General features: G+C 72.8%; 10 protein-coding genes and 2 pseudogenes. 3 read left to right on the top strand and 9 right to left on the bottom strand.

From position 1 onward, the window contains the following. Positions 1–472 precede the first annotated feature (472 nt). Positions 473–2047 carry an FAD-dependent monooxygenase gene (locus ACIGJO_RS27015; protein WP_399962325.1) on the bottom strand — a complete coding sequence of 525 codons (1575 nt, stop codon included), beginning with the start codon at positions 2045–2047 and terminating at the stop codon, positions 473–475. A 364-nt stretch (positions 2048–2411) separates the two neighbouring features. Here ACIGJO_RS27015 and ACIGJO_RS27010 point away from each other — a divergent pair, with 364 nt between their 5' ends. Next, entirely contained in the window at positions 2412–10838 is an 8427-nt protein-coding gene (locus tag ACIGJO_RS27010; protein WP_399962323.1) for a type I polyketide synthase, read from the top strand. Between the two features lie 87 nt (positions 10839–10925). Here the strand turns inward: ACIGJO_RS27010 and ACIGJO_RS27005 are convergent, their stop codons facing one another. Further along, positions 10926–11909: a LuxR family transcriptional regulator gene (locus tag ACIGJO_RS27005; protein WP_399962321.1), complete on the bottom strand. Its 984-nt coding sequence runs from the start codon at positions 11907–11909 to the stop codon at positions 10926–10928. 204 nt (positions 11910–12113) lie between these two features. On the opposite strand from ACIGJO_RS27005, the gene ACIGJO_RS27000 reads away from it, so the two are divergent. After that, positions 12114–13526 carry an aminopeptidase P family protein gene (locus ACIGJO_RS27000; protein ID WP_399962319.1) on the top strand — a complete coding sequence of 471 codons (1413 nt, stop codon included), beginning with the start codon at positions 12114–12116 and terminating at the stop codon, positions 13524–13526. A 134-nt stretch (positions 13527–13660) separates the two neighbouring features. Here ACIGJO_RS27000 and ACIGJO_RS26995 read toward each other — a convergent pair. From ACIGJO_RS26995 to ACIGJO_RS26970, 6 genes and pseudogenes are all read right to left on the bottom strand, one after another. Beyond that, positions 13661–14577: pseudogene (locus ACIGJO_RS26995) on the bottom strand (class I SAM-dependent methyltransferase). 132 nt (positions 14578–14709) lie between these two features. Further along, positions 14710–15798: an NAD(P)-dependent alcohol dehydrogenase gene (locus ACIGJO_RS26990; RefSeq protein WP_399962466.1), complete on the bottom strand. Its 1089-nt coding sequence runs from the start codon at positions 15796–15798 to the stop codon at positions 14710–14712. Between the two features lie 2 nt (positions 15799–15800). Further along, entirely contained in the window at positions 15801–17204 is a 1404-nt protein-coding gene (locus tag ACIGJO_RS26985) for an aldehyde dehydrogenase family protein (RefSeq protein WP_399962317.1), read from the bottom strand. Between the two features lie 8 nt (positions 17205–17212). Then, positions 17213–17989: pseudogene (locus ACIGJO_RS26980) on the bottom strand ((5-formylfuran-3-yl)methyl phosphate synthase). Positions 17990–18235: 246 nt separating this feature from the next. Next, on the bottom strand, positions 18236–18772 hold the full coding sequence (locus tag ACIGJO_RS26975) for a hypothetical protein (RefSeq protein WP_399962315.1): 537 nt from the start codon (positions 18770–18772) through the stop codon (positions 18236–18238). Positions 18773–18922: 150 nt separating this feature from the next. After that, positions 18923–19324: a VOC family protein gene (locus ACIGJO_RS26970; protein ID WP_399962313.1), complete on the bottom strand. Its 402-nt coding sequence runs from the start codon at positions 19322–19324 to the stop codon at positions 18923–18925. Between the two features lie 259 nt (positions 19325–19583). Here ACIGJO_RS26970 and ACIGJO_RS26965 point away from each other — a divergent pair, with 259 nt between their 5' ends. After that, complete coding sequence (locus tag ACIGJO_RS26965) at positions 19584–22535, top strand: hypothetical protein (RefSeq protein WP_399962311.1); 2952 nt, start codon at positions 19584–19586, stop codon at positions 22533–22535. Between the two features lie 220 nt (positions 22536–22755). On the opposite strand, the gene ACIGJO_RS26960 is transcribed toward ACIGJO_RS26965, so the two are convergent. Continuing rightward, positions 22756–25527: a hypothetical protein gene (locus ACIGJO_RS26960; RefSeq protein WP_399962308.1), complete on the bottom strand. Its 2772-nt coding sequence runs from the start codon at positions 25525–25527 to the stop codon at positions 22756–22758. Positions 25528–26299: the final 772 nt, after the last annotated feature.

Below are 26299 nucleotides of genomic sequence, written 5' to 3'. Positions count from 1 at the left end.
ATGCCAGCAGATGACAGACACCATAAGGTTTCTTCGCCCGGGTGCCCCAGTGTTTCCGTGGCGTGCCCCTGCATGCCGAACGGGTTCGGGCGATCGTCGGCCGGGAGCGCGAGCGCAGCGGGCAATGAGCGGTCCGCACTTGCGTGGACCAGCATCAGGGGAGACCACCGAAGACATGATGCCCGCGCCTGTCAGGGCGCCGGCCCCTGGGTCGCCGCCGGGCGCAGGCGGTCGCCCGGCGGGCATTCGACCCCGGCACGGCGGACGGCCAGCCGGGCACTGGCCGCATCCCGGCACCTGTGGAACAACGGATGGCGGCGCCCATGTCCTGACGGGCCTCCCGAAGATCCCGGATCAGCCCCATCCGAGTGATGTCAGTCGCCCAGGCCCTCATCACCCTGGAGAGGCAGCGCTGAGAACGCCCACTGCCTCGAAGGCCGGTGCAGCACCGAGCTGGTGCACAGTTGACGGCTCAGCCCGGTGTCACCGCACCCTCCGGCACTCCGAACCACTCCTCCAGTGCCTCCGCCAGCCCGGCCGCCGGAATCAGTGTCCGTGCCCCCGAGTCGGCCGCCCAGGCCGTGAAGCCGTCCGGGCGGACGAGGACCGCCGCCAGGTCCGGGCGGGACGGGCAGCAAGCCGTCAGGATGTCGACACGGTCGGCGTATCCCGCGGCGAGGGCCCGGAGCTCCGGGTCGTCGGTGAGGTCGAGAAGGAGCGCGCGTCCGGCGTGGAGGTGGTCCGCGAGGCGGCCGTTGCCGGTGAGTTCGAGGTCCGGGGTGCTGCGGCCGGTCAGCGGGTGCCCGCCCGGCAGTTCGTACCGCACCCCGGCACCGTTGAGGCGCCCGGCGAGGTACGTGGTGCCCGCGACCGTCCCCGCCAGGTCGCTGACGATCTCGCGCAGGGCCCGGGACTGGGGGTCCGGGCGCATGGCCGCGACCTGGGAACGCGTCCAGTCCAGGACCCACGCGCCGACCGGGTGCCGTTCGGCGGTGTACGTGTCCAGCAGCCCTTCCGGCGCCCGGCCGCCGATCACCGCGGCAAGCTTCCAGCCGAGGTTCATCGCGTCCCCGATACCCAGGCTCAGCCCCTGGCTCCCGAACGCGGAGTGCACGTGTGCCGCGTCCCCCGCCAGCAGCACCCGGCCCTTGCGGTACTCGGTGACCTGGCGGGCGTGGTCGGTGAAGCGGGTCGCGGTCCGCACCCCGGTGATGGTGACGTGCACGCCGGATACGCGGCGCAGCCGTGCCTGAAGGTCCTCGGCGGTGACCGGCGCGTCCCGGTCGGCCGGCGGGCCGTCGAACTCCACGGTGACGATGCGGCCCGGCATCGGCCCGTGGGCGTACACCCCGGTGTCCGTGGCGGTCCAGCCGACCGTCAGGTCCTCGGCACCGGTCATCTCCACGACCGCCTGATGGCAGGTGATCTCCGGTTCCGTACCCGGGAATTCGAACCCTGCGAGCTTGCGGACCGTGCTGCGGCCGCCGTCGCATCCCACGAGCCAGCCGGCGCGTATCGAACCGCCGCTCGTCCGCACGGTCACGGTCCCGCCGTCCACGTCGAAGCCGGTCAGCTCCACACCCCGGCGTACCTCCACGCCCAACTCGTCCGCCCGCGCGCCCAGCAGCCGCTCGATGTCCTGCTGCGTCACCAGACTGATCTCGCCGGCCGGTCCGGCGTCGCCGAAGTCCGGCTCCGCACGGTCGACCAGGTCGGCGCGCAGCATGATCCCCGCGAAGTGCCCGACGAAACCCAGCCCTTGGGGTGCGCCCCGGTCGCCGTTCCCGCCCTCTTCCCCGCCGTTCCGCTCACGCATGAAGGCCCGGAACCGGTCCATCGACAGCCGATGCGCCTCGGCCAGCGCGGGCAGCATGCCCCGGCGGTGGAGTGCCTCGGCGCTGGGTGTGGTGATCGCCCCGCCCTTGACCGTCGGATCCACTTCGGTGAGGCGCTCCAGGACGGCCACCCGCGCGCCTCCGAGCCGGAGTTCACAGGCCAGCATCAGTCCGACCGGGCCGCCTCCGGCCACTACTACGTCATAGTCCATGGCGCACACTATGGCTGAGGGCTCAAAGGGCCCTTTCACCGCCCTGACCAGCCACAACAGGCGTCGCGTTGTCAAGGGGACAGCTCCGCCGACCGCGCAGAACCGCGCCTCGGCCGGCATATGACGGTCCGGCCGCCGCCCCTCGCGCGGGGTCCCGCTCCGCCGCCGGACACCGTTGGCCAATGCGGTCCGGCGCCACCCCGGGACGTTGCCGCTCCGGTGGAGACGCTCCCGCTCCGCGGGGTGCGTGCCCGTCACCCGAATGGGTCGACGGCACTCCGACGGGCGCGAATCCGCACCGGGAGGCAACCCGGTACACCGACCCGTCGTCCTCAACGACGGGTCGTCTCAAGGAGGTCAAGCGGTGGGTCCGCGCGCCGACATCGTCACACCACTGCCGGAACTGCTCGGGCACCACGCCCGGCACCTCGGGGACAAGGTCTGTTTCCAGGACCGGTTCACACGTGTGACCTACCGGGAGCTGGAACGGCGGACCGCTCGGCTGGCCGGTCATCTGGCAGAACTCGGTCTGGCTCGCGGCTACCGAGTGGCCGTCCTGCTCGGCAACCGTGTCGAGGCGGTCGAGAGCCTGCTCGCCGTCACCCGGGCCAGCGGCGTGGGCGTGCCTCTGGACACCGGGAACACGGAGGAGGAACTGACCCGCCTGCTGGACGACAGCGGGGCTCGGGTGCTCATCACCGATGACGCGTGCCTGGCGCGGCGGCGGACGCTGCTGTCCCGGCCCGGGCTGACCGTGGTGGTGGCCGAGGGCGGCGACGAGGACAGGACCGGCGGCCTGCCCGCCGAGGGGCGCCCCGCCGGGGGCTCGGGCGGCTTTCTGCGGTACGAGGAGTTGGCGGGTACGGAGTCCCTGACACCGGCCCGGGACGATCTCGCACTGGACGATGTGGCCTGGCTGCTCTACACCTCGGGCTCCTCCGGCGCTCCCAAGGGAGTCCTGTCCACCCAGCGCAACCGTCTCGCACCGGTCGCGACGGGCCTCGTCGGCGTCCTGGGCCTGTCCGAACGGGACCACGTGCTGTGGCCGTTGCCCCTCCATCACGCGATGAGTCAGGTGGTGTGCTTCCTCGGGGTGACCGCGGTGGGGGCGAGCGCGGTTCTGCTGCCCCGGTTCTCGGTGGCGGAAGTGCTCGGCGAACTGCGCCGCGATGACGCCTCGTTCACCTTGCTCGGCGGTGTCCCCACGACCTGTTCGGCGTTGCTCGACGCGGTACGGGGCGAGGAGAACGGAAAGGACGGCGGCGGCCTCGGCGGCCCCGCGCTGCGGGGCTGTGTCAGCGCCGGCGCCGCGGCGGGGCCCGGGTTCCGCGAAACCTTCGAGGCCGTCTGCCGCGTTCCCTACCTGGAGCACTACGGCAGCACGGAGGTGGGCCCGGTCACCATGCCGACGCCCGGCGGGGCGGCGTCCGGGACGTGCGGCCGGGTGCTGCCCGGCACCCGCGTCCGGGTCGGCGGTGGCCCCGACGGCCGGAACACGGGCGAGGGCGAGCTGTGGGTCAACGGGCCCGGGGTCATGGCCGGTTACCACAACAGGCCCGGGGCCACCGGGGAGGTACTGAGCGACGGCTGGTTCCGCACAGGTGATCTGGCCAGGATCGATGCCTCCGGTGGACTGGCGATCACCGGCCGGGCAAGTGATCTGATCATCCGGGGCGGGGTCAACATCCACCCTGCGGAGGTGGAGGCGGTACTGCTGCGGCTGCCGGGGGTGGCGGACGCCGCCGTGGCCGGACGCCCGCACCCCCTCTTCGGCGAGGTGCCGGTCGGCTATCTGGTGCCCGCACCCGGTGGCGGCGTGCTGGACAGGGGGCACGTCCTCGCCGCCTGCCGAGCGGAACTGTCCGCCGTCAAGGTTCCCGTCGAGCTCTTCGAGGTGGCGGAGCTTCCCCGTACCCCTTCCGGGAAGACACTGCGGCGGAGCTTGGCCGGTCTGCCCGCACGGGCGCTCGGCGCGGACGCCATCGGGGAGCCGTCGAAGGACCTGCTGGCGCTGGTGCGGAACGAAGTGGCGGCCGTACTCGGCTGTACGGCCGGGGCGGTGGAGCCGAGCACGGCACTGCGGGACCTGGGTATGGACTCCCTGACGGCGACGGTGCTGCGGGAGCGGCTGTCGGCGGCCACCGGCCTGCCGCTCTCCGAGGCGGTCGCGTTCGACTTTCCCACCGCGGCCGCGCTCGCCGCCCACCTCGGTGCGCGGAACGCCGCCGCGCCGGCCGGTGCCGGGTCCGTGAACCGGAGCGCGGCCCGGTCGGACGACGACCCCGTGGTGATCGTGGGGATGGCATGCCGCTATCCCGGAGGCGTGACCTCCCCCGACGAACTGTGGCGGCTGGTGGCCGACGGAAGGGATGCCATCGGCCCCTTCCCCACCGACCGGGGCTGGGACACCCGCGCGCTGTACGACCCCGATCCCGGACGGGCCGGACGGACGTATGTGCGCGAAGGCGGCTTCCTCTCCGGTGCGGACCGCTTCGACCCCGGCTTCTTCGGCATCTCTCCCCGCGAGGCGCTGGCCATGGACCCGCAGCACCGGCTGCTGCTCGAAGTGGCGTGGGAGGCCTTCGAGCACGCCGGTCTGGTCCCCGCCACCCTGCGCGGCTCGGCGACCGGGGTGTACGTCGGACTGATGTACAGCGACTACGCCCGCGGCCTGACGAGGACTCCGGAGCAGGTCGAGGGATACCTCGGCCTGGGCAACGCCGGAAGCGTCGCCTCGGGTCGTATCGCCTACACCTTCGGCCTCGAAGGCCCGGCCCTCACCGTGGACACGGCATGCTCGTCGTCCCTGGTGGCTCTGCACCTGGCGGCCCAGGCACTGCGCCGGGGCGAGTGCGCCTACGCGTTGGCCGGCGGCGCCACGGTGATGTCGGGTCCCTCGTCGTTCGTGGAGTTCAGCCGCCAGCGGGCGCTTTCTCCGGACGGCCGCTGCAAGGCGTTCGGCGCGTCTGCCGACGGCACCGGGTGGGCCGAGGGCGCTGGAATGCTGCTGCTGAGCCGGCTGTCCGAGGCGCGCCGCGCCGGACTTCCGGTACTGGCCGTGGTGCGCGGCTCGGCGGTGAACCAGGACGGGGCGAGCAACGGACTGACCGCACCGCACGGGCCGGCGCAGCAGCGGGTGATCCGTCAGGCCCTCGCGGACGCGCGGCTGGACGCCGGGGACATCGACGCGGTGGAGGCGCACGGCACCGGCACCCGGCTGGGGGACGTCATCGAGGCGGAGGCCTTCTTCGCCACGTACGGGCGGCAGGCACGGCGGCGTCCCCTCCGGCTGGGCTCGGTGAAGTCGAACATCGGTCACACCCAGGCCGCCGCCGGAGTGGCAGGGGTGATCAAGATGGTGCAGGCGATGCGGCACGGCATGCTGCCGCGTACGCTGCACGCCGACGAGCCGACCCCGCGTGTCGACTGGTCGACGGGACGGATCGCGCTGCTGACGGGGCCGGTGGAGTGGTCTGCCACGGACCGTCCGCGCCGGGCGGGGGTGTCCTCGTTCGGGATCAGTGGCACCAACGCGCATGTGCTGCTCGAAGAGGCCCCGGACGGCGGGGAGGCCGCACCGACCGGTGCCGTATCGGACGGCGGGACCGCGAGCGGCCACGACCGGCCCGGGGCGGCGCCGGAATGCGCCGCACCTCCCGGACCAGCCGCCGTGGCCTTTCCGGTGTCGGCCAGGAGCGTGCCGGCGCTGCGGGCCCAGGCGCGGCGGCTGTACGACCATGTGGCCGCCGCGCCCGACGCTTCCGTGGTGGACATCGGGTACTCACTCGCCACCACACGTGCGGCCTTCGACCACCGGGCCGTACTCGTGGCCCGTGACCGTGCCGGACTGCTCGACTCCCTGCGGACCGTGGCGGAGGACGGCGGCCGGCCCGGAGTACACACGGGCACGTCCCGCCGCCAGGGCCCGCCGGCCCTGCTGTTCACGGGCCAGGGCAGCCAGCGCGCGGGCATGGGCCGTGAACTGTACGGGGCGCGGGATCTCCATCCGGCCTTCGCCGATTCGCTGGACGAGTGCTGCGCGCTGCTGGACACGCTGCTGCCGGTGCCCCTGCGGGACGTCATGTTCGCCGCGCCCGGTACGCGGACGGGCGCGCTGCTGCACACGACCCGGTTCACGCAGCCGGCGCTCTTCGCCCTGGGGACGGCCCTGTTCCGGCAGCTCGAGGCCTGGGGGGTACGCCCCGGCCTGGTGGCGGGACACTCGGTGGGCGAGGTGACGGCGGCACACGTCGCAGGAGTGCTGTCCCTCGCGGACGCGTGCACACTGGTGGAGGCCCGGGGCCGGCTGATGGACGCCCTGCCTCCGGGCGGCACGATGGCAGCCGTGGCCGCCGGGGCGGACGAGGTGGCCGCCCACCTCGCCGGGACCGGATGCGCCGTGGAGATCGCCGCCGTCAACGGGCCCGCCTCGGTGGTCGTCTCGGGCGACGAGGCCGCGGTGCGGGAGGTGGCCGCGTACTTCCGCGGGCGGGGCCGTCCGGTGAAGCCGCTGCGGGTCGGCCATGCCTTCCATTCCGCTCGGACGGAGCCCATGCTGGCCGAGTTCGCGGACGTGGTGCGGCGGCTGTCCTTCACCGCGCCGCGGCTGCCGCTGATCACCGCCGTACCGGGCCGGGCGGCCACCGACGAGGAGCTGTGCACACCGGAGTTCTGGGTGGACCATGTGCGCCGTCCGGTGCTCTTCGCCGATTCGGTGGCGCACCTGGGCGTCCGGGGCGCGGCACACTACGTCGAACTGGGGCCGGACGGGGTGCTCACCGGCCTGGTACGCGATTGCCTCGCCCCGGCCCGGCCCGGCCCGTCCGCGTCCGCCCCCACCGGGTCCCTCCCGGCCGGGGCGGACACGGGCGGGGCGGACGACGGCGAGCGGGGTCCGGCACCGCTGGTGCTGCCGACACTGCGCGGGACGCGGCCGGAAGCGGACGCCCTGCTCGACACGCTGGCCGCGCTGCATGCGCACGGCGTGCCCGTCGACTGGCGGGCTGTCTTCGCCGGGCGGGGCGGACGGCGAAGCGCCCTTCCCACGTACGCCTTCCAGCGCCGCCGGTACTGGCTGGAGGCCACCCCGGAGCTTCCGCCCGTGCCCTCGGCGGCCGAGACCGCCCATCCGTTCCTCCGGTCGGTCACCCGCACGGCGGAGGACGACGGGCTGCTGCTGAGCGGGGTGCTCTCGGTGCGCGACCACCCGTGGCTCGCCGACCATGTGGTGGCCGGGGAGATCCTGCTGCCGGGAACCGCCTTCGTCGACATGGCCCTGCACGCCGGTGAGTCGGTGGGCGCGGCGGTCCTGGACGAGCTCGTCCTGACCGCGCCGCTGACCGTGCCCCCGGACGGTGCCGTCGCCCTGCAGGTGAAGGTGTCGGGGGCGGACGGAGCGGGAGGCCGGACCGTGCTGCTCCACTCCCGGCCGCACACCCCGGAGGGTGACCGACCCTGGCTCCGGAACGCCGCCGGCACGCTGTCGCCCGCGCAGCCGTCCGAAGCCCGGGGAACGGCCCCCGCCGGGACCGACGGCACGCCCCGGCCACAGGCGTCCTGGTCGCAGGCGTCCCGGCCGGGCGGGTCCCGGCCGCCTGAGGCGACGGTTCCGCTGCCTGCCGACGGCGCGGGGACCGGACCGTACGACCGGCTGGCCGCCGGCGGACTGCGCTACGGCCCCGCCTTCCAGGGCATGCGCGCCGTCTGGCGGCACGGGGAGGAGCTGTACGCCGACGTCGAGCTTCCCGAAGCGGTCCGGGCGGAGCGCCCGGAGGCGGACGGTCCGGACTTCGTCCTGCATCCCGCGCTGCTCGACGCGGCGCTGCACGCACTGGCCCTGGAAAGCGTGGTCACGAGCGGCTCCGGGGCGGCCGGTCCGGAGGCGGGCGGGCTGTCCCTGCCGTTCGCCTTCAGCGGAGTGCGCGTGCACACCTCAGGCGTACGGCGCGTGCGGGTACGGCTGACTCCGGGGCCCGACGGTCAGGCGCGGGTGGAACTGACCGACGAGAAGGGCTCACCGGTGGCGACGGTCGGTTCGCTGACGCTCCGGCCCCTGCCGCGTACCGGCCCGGCGACGGCGGACACGGTCGCCGGTGCCCTTCACCGGACGGACTGGGTGCCGCTGACCGAGCCGCCCACGCCCGTGGCGATGCCCCGCTGGGGGGTTCTCGGCACGGCCGGCACACCACTGGTGGACGCCCTCGCTCCCCCGGGTTCCGGCGTCCCGGTGTACGCCGGCGCGGCGGCGTGCGACACGTCGTCGGCCGTCGTCGTGGCACCGTGCCCGCCGCCCGGCGCGGCCGGGGACGCGCGGGATCAGGCCGACGGGATGCTGCGGGCAGCGGGCTGGGCGCTGAGGCTCGTACAGGAGTGGCTCACCGAACCGCGCCTGTCCCGCTCCCGCCTCGTCCTCGTGACGTCCGGCGCCGTCGCTCCGGCCGACGACGCTCTCCACGCGGAGGGCGCCGGCCGCGGCGATGACGGCCGGTCCGGCGAAGCGGTGTCCGTACCGTCGCACGCACCGGTGTGGGGTCTGGTCCGCTCGGCCCTGCGGGAGAACCCGGGCCGCTTCGCCCTGATCGACGTGGACGGACACCCCGGTTCCTGGAGTGCCCTGCCCGCCCTGCTCGCCGCGTCGCCACCGGAGGCGGCGGTACGCGCAGGGACGGCATACGTACCGAAGCTGGTGACACCGGCCGGGGCGGCGCCCAAGTCGGGGAAGCGGCGGTCGCTCGACCCGGAGGGCACCGTCCTGGTCACCGGCGGCACCGGCTCCCTGGGCATGCTGGTGGCACGGCACCTGGTCACCGCCCACGGCGTCCGGCATCTGCTGCTCGCCGGCCGGCGCGGGCCCAGTGCCCCGGGGGCCCGGGAACTCGTCGCGGAGCTGCGCGGGGCAGGTGCGGAGGCGGCTGTTCACGCCTGTGACGTCGCTGACCGGACCGCGCTCGCCGCCCTGCTCGACGCGGTACCGGCGGCCCACCCGCTGACGGGTGTGGTGCACACCGCGGGGGTGCTGGACGACGGCGTCGTCACGGCGCTCACCACCGACCGTCTGCGGCAGGTGCTGCGCCCCAAGGCGGACGCCGCTCTCGCTCTGCACGAACTGACCCGGGGACACGACCTGGCCGTGTTCGCGCTGTTCTCCTCGGTGGCGGGCATCTTCGGCTCCGCCGGCCAGGCCAACTACGCCGCGGCCAACTGTGTGCTGGATGCCCTGGCACAGCACCGCGGGCGGCTCGGACTGCCCGGTACGTCGATCGCCTGGGGCCCCTGGCGGCAGAGCGACGGGATGATGGCGCACCTCGGTGAGGCGGACCGGCAGCGGATGGACCGCTCCGGGTTCGGCCCGCTCGGGCCGGAGGAAGGGCTGGCCCTCTTCGACGCGGCCGTGGCCGGGGACGAACCCGTGGTGGTGGCGGCCCGGCTCGCCCCGGCCGCTCTCCGCGGCGCAGACCGGGCGGCGGGCCCGCTGCGGACACCCGCGCCCGGCGCGGACGACCGGGCCGGGGACCGGCGCGGCCGGGAACCGGCACCCGCACCCCCCGGCGGGCCGGGCGAGGCGCTGCTCACCGAGGTCCGGTCCCTGGCCGCCCGCGTCCTGGGCCACTGGGAGGGGGCGAGCGAGATCGGCGAGGACACGTTGCTGGCGGACCTCGGGCTGGACTCGCTGGCCGCGGTCGATCTGCGCAATGAGCTCGCGGCGTGGACCGGACTGGCACTGCCGTCCACGCTGCTGTTCGACTTCCCGACCCCGCGCCTGCTCGCCGCCGAGCTGACGCGACGCCGTGCCGCCGAGGCGCCCGGCTCGGGCGCCGCAGGTGGCGCGGGTGGTGCGGGTGGTGCGGCCGACGGCCCGGAACGGCCTGTGACCGCCGGTCCCCCGGACCGGCCCGCGAGCGCCGGCCCGCAGGGCGACACGCGGGCGGGCAGTCCGCCGGACGTCCGGGTGGGAGCCACCGGCGCACCGCGCGCCGGGGAAGCTCCGGATTCCCTGGGCGTGCTCTTCCGTACCGCGTGCGCCCGGGGACGGAGCTGGGACGGCATGGCGCTCCTCACCATCGCCGGGCGCCTCCGCCCGGTCTTCGACAGGACGGGGGCGCCCGGTGCGACACACGAACCCGTCGTCCTCGCGGCGGGTGGCACGGGAACCCGGCTGGTGTGCTCGCCCGCGCTCAGCGCGCTGTCCGGTCCACAGGAGTACGCGCGACTCGGCGCCGGGCTGCGCGGGCTGCGGCCTGTCTCCGCGGTGCGCCACCCGGGGTTCGAGCCCGGCGAGGCGCTGCCCGCCACACTGGACGCCCTCGTCACCGCCCAGGCCGCCGCCGTCCGCGCGGCCGCGGCCGACGGGCCCCCGGTACTGCTGGGGCGGTCGGCCGGTGGCTGGGTGGCCCATGCCGTGGCCGAGCGTCTGGAGTCCGAGGGTGCCGGACCGGCGGCCGTCGTCCTGCTGGACACCTATCCGCCCGGTCACGGTGACCGGGGGCGGGCGCTCTCGGCGATGACCTCGGACATGCTGCGCCGGGCGGCGGAGTTCGCCGCCGCCGAGCCCGACCGGCTCACCGCCATGGCCGGGTACTTCGAGCTCTTCGGCGACTGGAAACCCGAGCCGCTCACCTGTCCCACCCTGTACGTGCGGGCCCAGGACCTGCTGCCCGGGGCCGAACCCGCCCCGGAGTGGAGTCTGCCGCACGCCGAGGTCACCGTGCCCGGGGACCACTTCACCATGCTGGAGGAACACGCCCGCACCACCGCACTCGCCATCCACCGGTGGCTCGGCGGCCCGGCCTGAGGCGGTCCGGGGGAAGGCGCGGACACGGGCGCGGGTGCGGGGAGAGCGCTCGTGCCGCGGCGGAGCGTCCGCGGGGCGGTGTGCCGGTCACAGCCATCCGGAGCGCTGTGCCTGCAGGGCCATCTGGAAACGGTTCGCGGCGCCCAGCCGGGCCATCAGGACCTGGATGCGGCGGAACAGCGTGCGGCGGCTGATTCCCAGCTCGCGGGCGATGGTGTCGTCGCTCGCGCCGCCCGCCAGGAGCCACAGCAGCCGGCGGTCGGCGGGTGGCAGCCCGCCCGGCCGCGTGGTGCGGCCGTGGAACGGCAGGGCGTTCTGCCAGGACTGCTCGAAGAGTGCAACGAGCGCGGAGAGCAGGCCGCACGGCTGCACGACCAGCATGGTGTTGTGCACGTCGGCCTCTTTGATCGACAACGACACCAGGGCGTACGCCTCGTCGATGATCACGAGCTTGACGGGTACCGACGGCAGCACCCTGGCCTGTTCGCCCGCCTTGATGCACGGCTCGATGGCGTCCTTCAGGTTGCCTGGATACTCCAGTGACGCACGCGAGTACACAACGCGCTGCGTCACACCGCGGGCGAGCGTGGCCAGCGCGTCGTCCGTGGATTCGGGCAGGGGGAAGTACGGCGGTGACTCCAGCTGCCGGATCTCGTGCCGGGCGCTCGCCCAGGCGTGCCGAATCCTGGCGCCGATGGCCTCGCCCGTGACGGCCTCGACGAGATTGTCGTTGTACGCGGCGAGCCGCTGGCGCCGGAACGACTCGAACGCGCCCCCGACGGCGATCCGCGACTCCTCGATCTCGGCCGCCCGGTGCCGGGCGAGAATCTCCAGCCCCGCGGTCGGCGGAACCGGGGCCACCACGTCCCCGCCCTCCTCGGCGGCACTGGCCAGACCGGCGTCGACGAGCGCACCGTACGCCCCGGCCAGTTCCGCACCGCCCAGACCGGACGCGTCCTCGATCGCACTCAGCGGAGCGGGCGCCAGTTCGAGCAGCGCCAGATAGACCCGGACCGCCGCGTGGTCGATGCCCAGAAGCCGGAGGGCCTCGCCGAGTTTCACGTTCGTCATGGACCCGATTATCGATGGCTCCGTGTCCGATCCGTGCCAGTGGCGCTCCCGGGCACCACGCACGCTCCGCAGGGGATACCGTCCGGGAGCCGCTGACGAACGGCGGCAGCGAGGAAGCCGGAGCCGTACCCGGGAGCAGTCCCGTCCCTACGGCTCCCGCCGCCCTCGCCGTTCTGGAAATCCTCCCGGAAGAAGGTGTACGCCGTGGCGAAAGGCCGCCGCAAGAACGGTCTCTACTCGGAGATCTCCGAGGAACTGTCCGCGCTGATGCGGACGGGGTGGGCGGACACCGAGCGGCACGACCTGCGGCCCGGTGAGCAGGCCCCGTACGCCGGCCGCCGCCGCGCCGCGCTCTCCGAGCGCTTCCCCGGCGAACGCCTCATCGTCCCCTCGGGAAACCTCAAGGTCCGTTCCAACGACGACACCTACCCGTTCCGGGCGTACACGGGCTATGTGCACATGACCGGCGACCAGGCCCGGGACGGCGCTCTCGTCCTCGAACCCCGCGCGGACGGCGGCCATGACGCGTTCTGCTACCAGCTGCCGCGGGACAGCCGGGACAACAACGATTTCTGGACCGGTCCCACGGCGGAGCTGTGGATGGGCCGGCGCCGCTCCCTCGCCGAGTCGCAGACCGTGCTCGGTCTGCCCTGCCGGGACGTCCGTACGGCGGCCGACGACCTGGCCGCCTCCGCCGCGCCGACCCGGATCGTCCGCGGGATCGACCCGTCCCTGGAGGCCGCCGTCACCACCGAGGAGGAGCGTGACATCGAGCTCGAAGAGGCGCTCAGCGATCTCCGCCTCGTCAAGGACGACTGGGAGATCGCCGAGCTCCGCAAGGCCGTGGACTCCACGGTGCGCGGATTCACCGATGTGATCGGTGAGCTCTCCCGCGCGATCGCCTCGTCCGAGCGGTGGATCGAGGGCACGTTCTTCCGCCGCGCGCGCCTGGAGGGCAACGCCCTGGGCTACGGCTCGATCTGCGCCGCGGGCGAGCACGCCACGATCATGCACTGGACCGACAACGACGGCCCGGTGCGCCCGGGGGACCTGCTCCTGCTGGACGCGGGCGTGGAGACACGCACCCTCTACACCGCTGATGTCACGCGCACGCTTCCGATCAACGGCACCTTCACTCCTGTGCAGCGCAAGGTCTACGACGCGGTGTACGAGGCGCAGGAGGCCGGTTTCGCCGCGGTCAAGCCGGGTGCCGCGTACCGCGACTTCCACGAGGCGTCCCAGCGTCATCTGGCGGCCAGGCTGGTCGAGTGGGGCTTCATCGAGGGACCGGCCGACCGTGCGTACGAGCTCGGCCTCCAGCGCCGCTTCACCATGGCGGGCACCGGTCACATGCTCGGCCTGGACGTCCACGACTGTGCGCAGGCCAGGAACGAGGAGTACGTCGGCGGTGTGCTGGAGCCGGGCATGGTGCTCACCGTGGAGCCCGGCCTGTACTTCCAGCCCGACGACCTCACCGTTCCCGAGGAGTGGCGCGGCATCGGCGTCCGGATCGAGGACGACCTCGTCGTCACCGACGACGGTCACGAGAACCTGTCGGCGGGCCTGCCCAGGTCGGCGGACGACGTCGAGGCGTGGATGGCCCGGTTCGCCGGCTGACGGCGCACGGCGACCGCCGGGCCTACGACCCGTGGTCGACGCGAGGCCCTTCCCGACGGGGCCTCGATCTGCCCGGTGACCACCGCCGCTCGTGCGGCGGTGGTCACCGGGCAGACCTCACGGTCGCGGCGGCGTCAGGGCCGGGGGCTGTCCGCGAACACCCACCGGTTGCCCGCCAGTGCGTCGTTCTGCTCGGGCGACGGGCCGCGTCCGTGGTGGCGGGTGAAGTCGAAAGGGGTACGGACCGAGGTGGACCAGCCCTTGTCCGCCAGGTGACCGGCGGAATCCGGCCGCGTCCCCCTGTCGAACAGGCTGAGCAGGTCGATGCCGATCTGCTGTGCCGTCGAGGTGTAGAGCGGGCTGTCACGGTACTCCAGCAAGTCCTTGTCGAGTTTGACCTCGAACGCCAGAGCGCTTCCCGGCGCGCTCAGCCGGTCCACCGTGTCGATGAGGTACGTCTCAGCGGCGGCGGTCAGGTAGAACAGCAGCCCTTCGGCCAGCCAGACGCTCGGTGCGGCGGCGTCGAAGCCCGCGCGTCGGTCAGCGCTCCGGCCCAGTCGGCGCGCAGATCGACCGGCACGGGAACGCGCGCTGCCTTCGGGGCGGCCGACAGCCCGTCGAGCACCGTGTGCTTGAACGCCAGCACCTCCTTCCTGTCGATCTCGAAGATCACACAGCCGGGAGGCCAGTCGAGCCGGAACGCCCGCGAATCCAACCCCGCCCCGAGCAGCACCACTTGGCGCGCACCGCCGGTGTGCACCGAACGGAGGAGGAAGTCGTCGAGCACCCGCGTCCGCAGGCCGAAGTAGCGCGCGAACCGCCCCCACAGCGGGTTCGCGTCCCCGTCCGGAGCCTGTTGCACGCGGACCGGCCAGCCGGCGCACGCCGGTGCGGCCAGCACGAAATGCTCCGCGTAGACGTCCTGTACCAGGCTGTCGTGGCGGTGGGTCTCGATCGCCCGCGCTGCGGCGACCAGAAGAGCTGTCAGGCCGACGCCTCCGTCCACGCCATCGCCGCCTGCCCGGCCTGTCCTGCCCTCCCCGTCTTCCACGGCGGTGTTCCAGGGCGTTGTGTCGACCACGCGTACTCCTCGGGAAGGGTTGGGACGGCGAACAGGCACGCCGTTTCTGGGGAAGTGCCGATGGGGGAAGTGGCGTTGAGCGCCTCGTGCGGGGGCCACGGGCTACGGAAGCAGGACGGGCTTGACCACCCGGCCCGCCTCGCAGTCGCGTTCGGCCTCGTTGATATCGGCGAGTGGGTAGGTACGGATCAGCTCGTCGAAGGGAAACCGCCCGGCCTTCCACAGGCCGGTCAGCCGCGGAATCAGCAGGCCCGGCACCGCGTCGCCCTCGCAGATGTGGGAGATTCTCCTGCCCCGGTCCAGGGCTCCCGGCTCCAGCGGGAGCGGGGTGCGGACTCTCGCCACCAGACCCAGATGGCCGGTGGGGCGCAGGGCCCGCAGCGCGTCGTTGATCAGCCGGGGGGAGGCGGTGGTATCCAGCGCGTACTGCGCGCCACCGTCGGTCAGCTGCCGGATCCGGCCGGGCAGTCCGGCCGATGCGGCGTGCAGCGGGATCGCGCCGAACCGTTCGGCGAGGGCCAGCCGTCCGGGGTGCCGGTCGACGGCCACGGTCACCGCTCCGGAGGCGGTGGCCGCCATCACCGCGGACAGGCCCACCGCTCCGGCGCCGAAGACCGCGAGGGTGTCGCCGGGGCCGGTGCCGAAGGAGTTGAGGACCGCTCCGGCGCCGGTGAGGAAGCCGCAGCCGAGCGGACCGAGAAGTTCGATGGGCAGCGAGGGGTCGGCCCGGACGGCGTTGCGGGCCGGAACCACCGCGTACTCGGCGAACGAGGACTGGCCGAACCACCGGGGAGCCAGTGCGCGGCCGGCCGAGTCGACGAAGCGCGCGGCGTTCTCCTCGCGCCCGCCGAAGAGGTTGAGCGAGGCGAAGGAGTCGCAGTGGGCAGGGGCGGCGTCAAGGCAGTTCCGGCAGTGACCGCAGGAGTCGAAGCTCAGCACGACATGGTCGCCGCAGCTCAGTCCGGTGTGCGCGCCTCCCGTCTCCACCACGACCCCGGCTCCCTCGTGTCCGAGCACCGCGGGCAGCGGTGGGCGGCCCGCCGAGTGCCGGACGGCGAGATCGGTACGGCACATTCCGCAGCCCGCGATCCTGACCAGGATCTCGCCGTCGGCCGGTCCCCCGTTCAAGGTCACCTCCTCGACGGCGAACGGGCTCTCGTACGAGCGCAGCACCGCCGCGCCGAATCTCATCGTCACGCCGCCTCCGGACGGTGCACGACGAACGGCCGGAGGTTCCCGTACAGCCCCCACATCCCGCCCGCGACGCCGACACCGCTGTCCTTGATGCCCGCGAAGGGCTGGGCGAGGGAGAGTTCGGCGTGGTGGTTGATCCACGCGGTCCCGCACTCCAGCCGTCCGGCCACCTCCTCGGCCCGGTCGAGATCGGTCCCCCAGACCGAGCCGCCCAGCCCGAAACCGGTGTCGTTGGCCGCCGCCACGGCTTCGTCGAGGCTCTCGTAGGGCAGCACCGGCAGCACCGGGCCGAACTGTTCCTCCGTCACCACCAAGCTGGCGGGCGGGACTTCGGTGAGGACGGTCGGGGCGTAGAAGTAGCCGGGCCGGTCCAGCCGGTGGCCGCCGGCGACGGCTCGGGCACCGTCTGCCAGGGCTTGGGCCGTGTAGCGCTCGACCCTGGTCAGCTGGGCGGCGTTGTTGACCGGGCCCAGCTGCGTGCCCGGGTCGAGACCCGCTCCGACGACGGCGGTCCTCGCACGCTGTGCGAGCGCCTCGACCACGCCGGAGTGGAGCCGGGCCGGGGCGTAGACGCGCTTGACCGCCATGCAGACCTGCCCGCAGTTGCGGAACGCCGCCCAGAACAGGCGGTCCGCGATCCGCTCCACATCCACGTCCTCCAGAAGGATGGCGGCGTCATTGCCGCCCAGCTCCAGGGTGACGCGGCCGAGCGAGGCCGCCGCACCCTCCGCGACGGCCCGTCCGGTGGCGGCCGAACCGGTGAAGGTCACATGGCGGATGCCGGGATGGGAGGCCAGGCGCGCGCCGAGCGGTTCGTGGCCGGTGACGATGGTCAGGACGTCCGCGGGAAGGACGGCGGAGAGGACCGACCCCAGCAGTCGTGTGGACAGAGGAGTGAAGGGGGAGGGCTTGAGCACGATCGTGTTGCCCGCGGCGAGCGCGGGCGCGAACTTCGCCGACGCGAGCTGGAGGGGAAAGTTCCACGGGACGATCGCGGCGACGGGCCCGAGCGGTCGCCAGCGGATCTCGCTGCGGACCGGACGGCCGTCGGTGATGAGCCGGCGCCCGGGGTCGAGTACGGCGAAGTAGCGCAGGCGGGCCGCCGTACGGGCGATCTCCGCGTACGACTCGGCCAGGGGTTTGCCCTGTTCACGGGTGAGCAGGGGTGCGAGGCCGGCTCCGGCCGCCTCCACGGCGTCGGCTGCCGCGAGCAGCGCGGTGGTCCGGGCGAGGGGGTCTGCCCGCCAGCCGCGCCATGCCTGGTGGGCCCGGCCGATGATGGCGTCCAGCTCGTCCGGATGCTGGTCGGGTGCCTCGTCGAAGGCCTCGCCCGTGGCCGGGTCGATGACGGGGAAGCTCTTGCAGGGGGTTGCGGTTCCGTGGCGGGACGGCTGTGTCGCCATGCCGGGGGTCAGCCCTCGGTCGTGACGGCAGCCGCGTGTTCCCGGGCGTGCCGGTCCATCTCCGCCCGGAAGGCGGCCACCAGTTGCGGCTGGATCCTTCCGGCATCGCGGTCGCCGCCCTCGCAGACCGCCCCGCGCACCCCCACGATGTCCGTGCCGATCCGGGTCAGCGCGCCGAGGTCCGCCACCTTCACGCTGCCGGCCAGGGCGGCGAGCAGACCGGCCTCGTGGGCCCGCCGGACGAACTCCGCGCAGGCATCGGGCGGAACGTGGTCGAACAGCCGTGTCCCGTCCTTGACCGCGGTGTCGAGCATGGCCGCGTCGGAGCCGGAGCGCAGGGCGATGTCGGGCAGTGCGAGCGGGCTGACGCAGCCGATCCGGTGCGCGTCGGCGTAGCCCGACGCGACGACGAACGCGTCCGGCCGGTAGTCCTTCACGGCCCGGACGACCCCGCGCATGACCTCGATGGCCTGATCGGGTGTGGTGCATCCGTAGAGGCCGACCTTGATGTACGTGGCTCCGGAGACGGCCGCGCCGAGCGCCGCCTGGGCCACCGTGCCGGGCTTGTACGGCACGTCTCCCACGGTGGCGGACACCGGTTTGTCCGCCGGGACCGCGTCACGGACCTCTCTGATGACCCAGGGGTAGTTCGCGCCGAGCGAGCCCTCGTCGGGCTTCTTGACATCGACGATGTCGAGATGCTCCGCCGCCTTCGCTCAGTCGAGGGCCTCCTCGACGCCGTCCGGGGAGATGAGAAGCAACAATGTGTATCCCTTCCACCGCATGTCCACCCGGCCGGGAGGCAGGTGTTCGCAGCCGCCCGGACCTCCTGGCGGCCTGCTCATCATTCCCGCGGCCCATGACCGCCGGAAGAGCGCGCGGAGTCCGAGCGGGTACTGATGAGGCGGAACAGTGCGCCGTGCACGCCGGTTCGAAACGGTTCCCGTTCGAACAGGTCCCGGGGCGCCGAGGCGGCGTATCCGTGGGGTGGGTCCGGGGACCGGAAGGGCCCGCGCGCAGGATGCGGCGGATCAGTCCTCGTCCGCTCCGGACAGAGCTTCGGTAATCATGCGCGTGGCGAAGTCGGGGTCGTCGGTGATGCGGTTGATGTGTTCCGCGAGCAGGAAGGCCGTGGCTTCGAGAGGGGTCATCTCCTCCTGTGTCCAGTCCCCGTACTGCCGGCGCCACAGGTTGGGGCTCAGGCCGGTGCCCGCGGCGATGACCAGGCCGGCCATGGTGGGGATGGCCTCGGAGGGCACGCTCTTGGGCATCATGCGCATGGTGCCCACGAGGTTGGGCACCACATACTCGATGACGTCCTTGTCGTGCTCCTCGTGTGCCTTCCGCAGCCACGTCATGAACATGAAGATGAGCGTGCACGCACCGTCCAGCAGGTCACCGGCTCCCTTGGGGCCCATTGACGCGGTGAACTGTTCGATCAGCATCTGCTGTTCGGGGTCGGTCTCGGTCTTGCCGGCGTGAATGCCCTTGAGCCGGGAGTCGATCAGCATGAGCGCCGCGCCGACATCGCCGGCGGCGGCGTACTTGGGGTCGCAGGACGATGGCACAGGACTCCTCCTCGGGTGGCTGCGGAAGGCAGCGCGTGTCCGTACAGTAGACGGCCCACGAGGTGCGGGGTGGGCGACTTGTCACCTTTACGGCGGCAGGGTAATGGGCCTGTCCGCGGACCGCTCGCGACGGCGCCGAGGGCACGTTCCTCAGCTGTGCGAGGAGAGGGAGGACGGGTACACGGCGAGGGAGAAGGAATGCCCCGCGGGATCCGTGTAGACCCTGACATCGCGTGGACAGCTGTTGTCCTTGGTGTCGACCGGCCTGGCGCCCAGACCGATCACCTCGCGCTCCGCTTCGTCCATGTCGCCCGGGGGCACCAGGATGCGCAGATGGGCCTGTTGCGCGTCCTCCGGGCGCGGCCAGCTCGGCGGCGCATAGCCGTGGTCGCGGCGGACGGCCAGATGCACACCGCGGCCCCCGACCACCTCCACGAAGTCCGGATCGCTCCCGATCCGGCTTTCCGCGTTGAGCAACTGGCAGTAGAACCCGGCCAGTTCCAGTGGTTCCGCGCAGTCCAGAACCAGGACACTCGTCTTCTCGACAGTCATGTCTCCCGGATACCCCGGGTCCGGCCGCCCACTCCGGCCGGGACGGCGGCGGATACCTGCCCGTCCCTCCGCGTACGCCCGCAGCGCCCCACACACGAGCCTTGACGCATCAATTCTTCGGCCGAAGGATCATCGCGACCACGATTGACGCACTATGCAAGAGCCCAAGTACGCGCGGCGTCAGGAGTGTTGACGCGTTAAGGGCTGGACCATACGGTGCAGACGCCGCCTCCCATCGAGCCGCCGTCGGAGCGTACCCATGAAGCGCCGCACCTTCCTTGCCGGAACCGCCGCCGTGTCCGTGCCCGTCACCACCGTCATCGCACCCCCCGCCGCCTCTGCCGCGCCGCCCGCCGACGCCGACCCCGACGCCGACGCCGACGCCGCGACCGTGCGCCTCGTCGTCGACGGCGTACCGCACGATCTGCCACCGACCACACTGCACCGGACGACCCTCGCGGCCACCGGCACGGCCGGGCAGTCGCGGGTCACCATGACCGATGCGTACAGCGAGTTCTCCATCGCGTTCCCGAGCCCGTACACGCCGCGCCTGAGCCGGGTGTCCGTGTGGCTCACCGGGGTGACGCCGAAGAAGGGCAACCTCTGGCTGAAGCTCTTCGACCACGAGAACGAGGAGTGGGGCACACTCACGAGCCGGATCGACCCGACCGGATTCAACGGGCGGACCAGGGTCACGTTCGAGCCTCAGCGGTTGTCCCGGATGGCATGGAGCGGGAAGGGCGACGGACAGCTCACCTATCCTCTGCGCCGGCTGGTGCTCGTGTTCTTCCCCGACGACAAGCAGTCGGCCGAGCCGTTCGTGCTCGACATCGACTCCATAGAGGTGGCCGGCGACGGCGGGCCGGTGGACACCTGGAGCAGGGCCGGTGCGCTGGAACTGACCAGTGGCACGGACCGGGTCCTCATCGACAGCCGCGGCCGGCTGCTCGACTGGAGTGCCGGCGGCCGGGTCCAGTCCCCCGGTGTGCTGCCGCTCGCCGTGTACTACGACAACGGCACCGGCGTCTTCTCCGACGAGGCCACGGCCGAGGTCGTCCGGGTCGCCGCCGATGAGGCCACCGTCAGGCTCACGGTGCCCGGGTTCTACGCCGCCGACGTGGCGGTGCGGCTCCGTTCAGGACATCTCGAACTGCGCCCGACCGCCGTCCGGAACCTCTGGTCCCGGCCGATCCTGCGCGTCGCCTGCCCCGAAGTGGCCTACCGGGTCATCCCCTCCGAAGGCACCATGCTCGGCATCGCGCCGAAGTGGGGCGGGCTCGCCCATACCCGGTCGGTGCTCGCCGGGGGCTTCTACGCCAACTACGGGATGCCGACCGCGACCCACGACCTGATCCTGTTCGAGGAGGACGACTCCGCGCTCGGGGTGTACTCCGTGCAGCCCGCGAGCGACAAGCCCTACCGCCCGACCCAGTTCGGCTTCGTGGGCGGCCGCGCCCGCGCCGAATCCCTGACCGGGCTGATGCACCGCCTGGACGCCTGGATCGCGCCGGGCACGTCCCACAGGCTTCCGGCGACCCGGCTCGCGACGGGCGGCACCGCGTTCGACCTGTTCGCGGCGTACCGGGCGGACAACAGGATGAACGCCTGGCGCGGGCTCCCGGACAAGCTCGGCCCCCAACTGCACGCGGGGCTCGCCGAATCGGTGCACCTCAAGATGGACCTCTGGCAGCCCACCGGCGGAACCTGGGCGACCGGACGGCCGGAAGCGGCCTTCGAGTACCTGCGGGCGGTACCCGGCGGACCGTACAGCGTCGAACTCGCCAGCTACTACTCCGACGGCCGGCACGACCACCACTACCCGGACTTCCTGTCGTTCGACTACCTCGGCGGGCCCGCGGAGTTCCAGCGGCTCATCGACACCGTCCACGAGCGCGGGAACTATGCCAGCGCGTACACCAATCCGACCTGGTGGCACCCCGACAGCCGAGCGGTGGCCCTGCTCGGCGGCGTCGAACGGATCGGGATCCGGGACGGGCGCGGCAGGCTGGTCACCAAGACGCACACCGACAACCTCGGGTATCTCATCGGCGGCTGGCGGAAGGCACCCCGGGCCCTGATCCTCGACCAGCTCCGTACCTTCCGCGACCGGTACGGCATGGACATGATGTTCCAGGACGAGATCGCGCGCCGGGAGTACGACTACTCGGCGGACTTCGGCGCGCCACCGTACGCGTACTGCGAGGAGATAGTGGAGCAGACCGCGCAGTCGGCCGCGATTCTGCCGATCGGCACCGAGGGGGTCGGCGGTGACCGGCTCTTCCAGAACCTGACGTCGAGCCTCGGCTTCTATCTCAACACCATGCAGGGTGAACGGGCCAACACCTATGACGGGCCCAACCGCAACGGCGTCGTGGTCCAGCAATGGCCGCTGGGCACAGCCGTCATGCACGACAAGATCGCGTTCTACCCGCACAACCTCGACCGCGGCATCGACACCACCGAGAATCTGAGCTGGTCGCTGGCGTTCGGCCTCAACATGCATTACCAGGCGCAGCACATGGAGGCGGACTTCAGGGCGGGGCGCGGATTCGAGATGCTCAAGGGGCTGTCGCTGGTCCAGAAGCGCGTCGCCGCCCGGTACTTCGGGCGGGCGATGACAGCGTTCCGGTACCTCACCGAGGACCTGAAGGTCTCACGCACCGCGTTCGACGGGGGCGTGGAGATCTTCGCCAGCCACGACCTCCAGCCCCGTGCGCTGCCACTGCCCGGCACGCTCGGCACGGTGACCGTGGCCCCGCACGGCTTTGTCGCCTGCGAGAACGGAAGACCGACGTATGCGCTGATCAACGACGCCCATCACCGGCCGGGCCACCTCGCGCGATGGACGGGCGGCCGCTTCGTGCCCGAACTCGCCTGGTATCCGGCGGATCTGGCCGGGTACCGCTCGAACACGGTGCACGCCGACCTCCGGCTCACGGCCACGCCCGGCGAACTCCCCGCAGGAGGTACCGGCCGGGCGGCGCTGTCCCTCGCGGCCTGGGACGGCAGTCCGATCGACCTGACCGGTGCCGAGATCACCTGGGAACTCGACGGCCGCCCGATCGCGCATCTGGACACCGGGTCCGACGGCAGCGTGTGGCTCGCGCCGGACTCCGGTGGAGGTGCCGGATGGGTGACGGTCCGCGCCGTCGTCACCCGCGACGGGGTTCGGGCGTACAGCGGCGTGCAACTGGTCAAGCTCATCGGCTGACACCGCCTGGCATCGTGGTCCGCGCTCGGCGTCCGGCGTCCGGACACGCCCTGTGCCGGAGCCGCCGGCGTACGCGCCCGTCTCCTCACCGGTGAGCGGGCCGGGATGAACACGGCGGTGCCGTACGGCGGACACTCCTCGCCGTACGGCACCGCTTCCCCGGAGGAACGGGCGAGCGCCCCGCCCACGCGCCGTCGGCGCGGGACGCGGGGTCCGGGGTTCAGCCCCGGCTCGCGTCCATGACCCTTCCCGTGAGGAGGGGACCCTCCGACCAGTCGTCCCCGCTGAGGATGTTCACCCGCATCCGCAGGGTCTCCTCCGGTTCGGTCAACGCGTCGGTGACCGTGGGCACGGACACCTCGGCGCTCGTTTCGCCCGCGGGGACAAAGACCCAGAGGGAGGAGCCGCCCGCGGACAGGGGCCGCTCCGGGTCGGCGGACTCGCCGAGCTCGGAGAGCCACTCCTCGTCGACGTCCTTCGTGGACAGCTCCGTGCCCTCGCTCACCGGCAGGAGATCGATACGTGTCTCGATGCCGGTGTCGGCGGGCTCGGAGATCTCCACCTTCCAGGTGAGCTTCCCGCCCTCGGTGACCGAGTCGGCGACCGGGGTCACGGTGAGCGTGGGACGGGGGTCGTCGTTCTCGACGAGCACGCCCCCGAACCCGCCGCCGACCGCCGTGCCGCGCACGGGCTTGGCCGCGACCTCGTGGAGGATGTCGTAGTCGTAGCGGGAGTTGCCCTCGACCGTGATCGACGCCTCCAGGGAACCTCCGGCCCTCACCTCCACCGTACGGACCGTCGATGTGTAGGTCTCCGGGTCGAGGACGGCGAGCTTGACCACTCCGGTGCCCTTGCCGGTGACCCGGACGGGCACCCGGTAGGTGCGGGTGCCGGAGTCGCCCTCCTTGACGGTCAGGCTGCCGATGTCGACGCGCGGGAGCGCGACGGGGCGTACGGCGGGGGTTCCGGGGCGCCAGCCCCAGGCGTCCATCAGCCAGAGTTCGCCGGAGTCGCTGCGCGGGGTGATCTCCAGCGACCGTGTCCGCTTCAGGTCGGCACCGGCACCGACGGCGGCTCCCAGCGGGACGCGGACCTCACGCGCCCAGTGGGCCGCCGTCGACGCGGAGCCGGGAAGTCCGTCGACGGTGACCTCACCGAGGCTCACCCGCTTGCCCGAGGTGTCGGTGAGAGCGACATCGAGCCGGGTGCCCCGCGTGTTCGGCGGCACCATCACCCGCAGGGCGAGCGCCTCGGAGCCCGCCAGCGAGAAGGCTCGCCGCGGCGTCAGCCGGACCGGGGTGCCCAGCTCGGCCCAGCGGGCCGTGACCGCGTTGCGGCCCGGTTCGTCGGTGGCGTTCGTCCAGGACGCGAAGTGCGGCGATCCACCGGGGCCGGAGTCCGGCCCGCAGGCCCGGCCGCTGTGCGTCGTGATCTGTCGGCACACCCGCCCGTTCGTCACCGAGAGCGGGCTGTCGGGCAGGATCGCCGGGGTACGGTTTCCGCCGATCGCGTGGGTCAGCACCCGGGCGGGGCCGGCCGAGGGCGCCCGCCGGCCGGAGCCGTCGAGCAGCGGTCGGACCCGGTCGTCGCCCGCGAGGAAGAGCCGTGCGGCGGCGGCGATGTAGGTGGTGCCCGCCGTCTGCTGCTGCTCGGCGCTCAGCCGGGTGGCGGCCCCGGCCGAGCACACGGGGTCCGGGTTGTCCTTCTCGTCCCAGAAGTCGTCGGCGGCCGGTGCCTCGGCCTGGCCGGGTGTCCACTCCGTGTTGAAGTAGTTGTGGTTGGCGCCGACCATGTACACCGCGCTGTGCAGCGCCGTGCCCCGGCCGATGCCCCGGGTGCCGTCGAGGTAGAGCTGGCCCTGGAGGTCGCTCACATCGCCGTCGCAGCCCGGCAGGATGCTCATGGAGGGCACATCGGGGGTGGGGTTCTGCCCGAAGATGGTGGGGCCGATCAGTACGGTGCCGCGGATCCGCCAGCCCACCGGTCCCCGGTAGCCGTCCTCGGCGGGCGGCGGCGGGGAGACACTGTCGAGGGCGGCCCGGTTGACGCCCTCGCCGCCCCGGGAGTGGCCGACCAGGAGCACCTTGGAGAGGTCCGCGGGCGCCGTCGCGCGCACGGCACCGGGCGCCTTCGCGGGGTCGGTGCCCCAGGCCGCCCAGCGGGCGAGGTGCCGGCGCACCAGGGACGAACGGGCCTGCGCCCCGTAGTCGGCCGTGCGGCCGTCCTGCGCGTTGACGCCGTTCGCGGAGATGGAGACGGTCACATACCCCTGGGAGGCCAGGCGCTCCTGGTCGTGCAGAAAGCCGCGGTAGCTCGGGACCGCCTTGTGGCCCGGCTCGCACGGCCACCGCATCCCGGCGCTGTTCCCGCCGGGCTCGTAGCAGGTGGCGCTGCGGCCGTGGAGGAAGAGCACCATCGGCCGCTTCCCCGGCGCGCCCGTCGGGCCGACGACCGTGGCACGCATCTCCACGGGTTCGGCGTAGCCCGGCAGCTTGACCGGCTTCAGGGCGTACTCACCGCTGGTAGTGCGGTACTTGCCCGCTACGCCGGGGTCGACCGGGTTGGCGGGGAACGGTTTCTGTGGCTCCGGCACGGCCGTCGAGCGCTGCGGGCCGGGAGCCCGGTCCGCCCCTGCGGCGTCCAGCCGCCGCGAACCGGCGACCACCTGGAGTCCGTTCACCGGGCCGGTCCCGGCCCCGTCGAGCCGCAGCCGGAAGGTGCGCTGGTCGGGGGAGGGCTTCGGGATGCCGAGCGTCCGCTCCCCCGAGCGGAACTCGACCAGGGAACCGCCCATGCCCACGGGTTCGGGTGAGTGCCAGACCAGTTCCCCGCCCTCGACGCGCCACCCTTCCGGCAGCCGCTCCCCGGCGACGTCCGCCGTCGCGCCGGGTATGGAGCCGGCGGCCGGCCGCGCGTACGCCGGCCATGGCGCACTCGCCGCCAGCGCCACGGCCGCCAGGGCAGCCGTCAGCGCGCGTGAGAGCTGTCTCACGATGGTGTCTCCTCGTGTCGGTGATGCTCGGCGCCCCGGAAACCTCAGGAGCGCCCCTCGCACCGGGGAGAGGGTGACGTGTCGTCACCGGTTGCCCCACCTCGCGGGTCTGACAGGAATCTGACACGAGTCGGACAGGACCCTCACAAGTATCGGACGGGACCCGGATTCCCCGTACGCGGGACAGCGGCGTCGAGCAGCCGGTCCGGTGGTCGCGGGGCTGTTGGGGCATCTCCTTCCGCCCGACGGACTCGGGGGTACCGGCCACACAGCGGCAGGTACCCCCGAGTCCTTCTCTTTCGGCCAATCACGGTGCCGGGAGCTGCCGTACGGGCCCGGGGGCGCCGACCGGGACCCGCCGGGTCCTCATCGTTGCAGCCGCGCATCCGCCGAGGGCCGCCCCCGGATACGGAGCCGGGCGCTTCGCCTCCGAGAATGCGGCGGAGCACGGCTCCGCCCAGGGCGGGCCGGTTGCTCCACAGGCACCGGAATCATGAACTCTGCATTTCGGTCTACTCGTTGGGATGCGGAAGCCTGAGGTCGGAAGGCGTGGGTGTCTCACCCACCGGTGACGGCAAAGGGCTGCATCACCGGTCCGGAATGCCGGGTCACGGACCGGCGGCCGTGTGCCGGAGCGAATTCTCGGGCGCCGCCTCCCGCGCCGGCCAACGCGACCTCCAGGCTTTCACGCCATCGCGGACAGGTAAGCGGCGCAGCATCCCGAAGGCTCGTACAGCCTTCCGGACCAAGGCCGGATTTCGCCGTGGGCCGG

It is taken from the genome of Streptomyces sp. NPDC079020 (genome assembly GCF_044542225.1).
Taxonomy (GTDB): Bacteria; Actinomycetota; Actinomycetes; order Streptomycetales; family Streptomycetaceae; genus Streptomyces.
The sequence above is the reverse complement of the archived record's forward strand: the minus strand, read 5'-3'. Positions and strand labels throughout refer to the sequence as shown.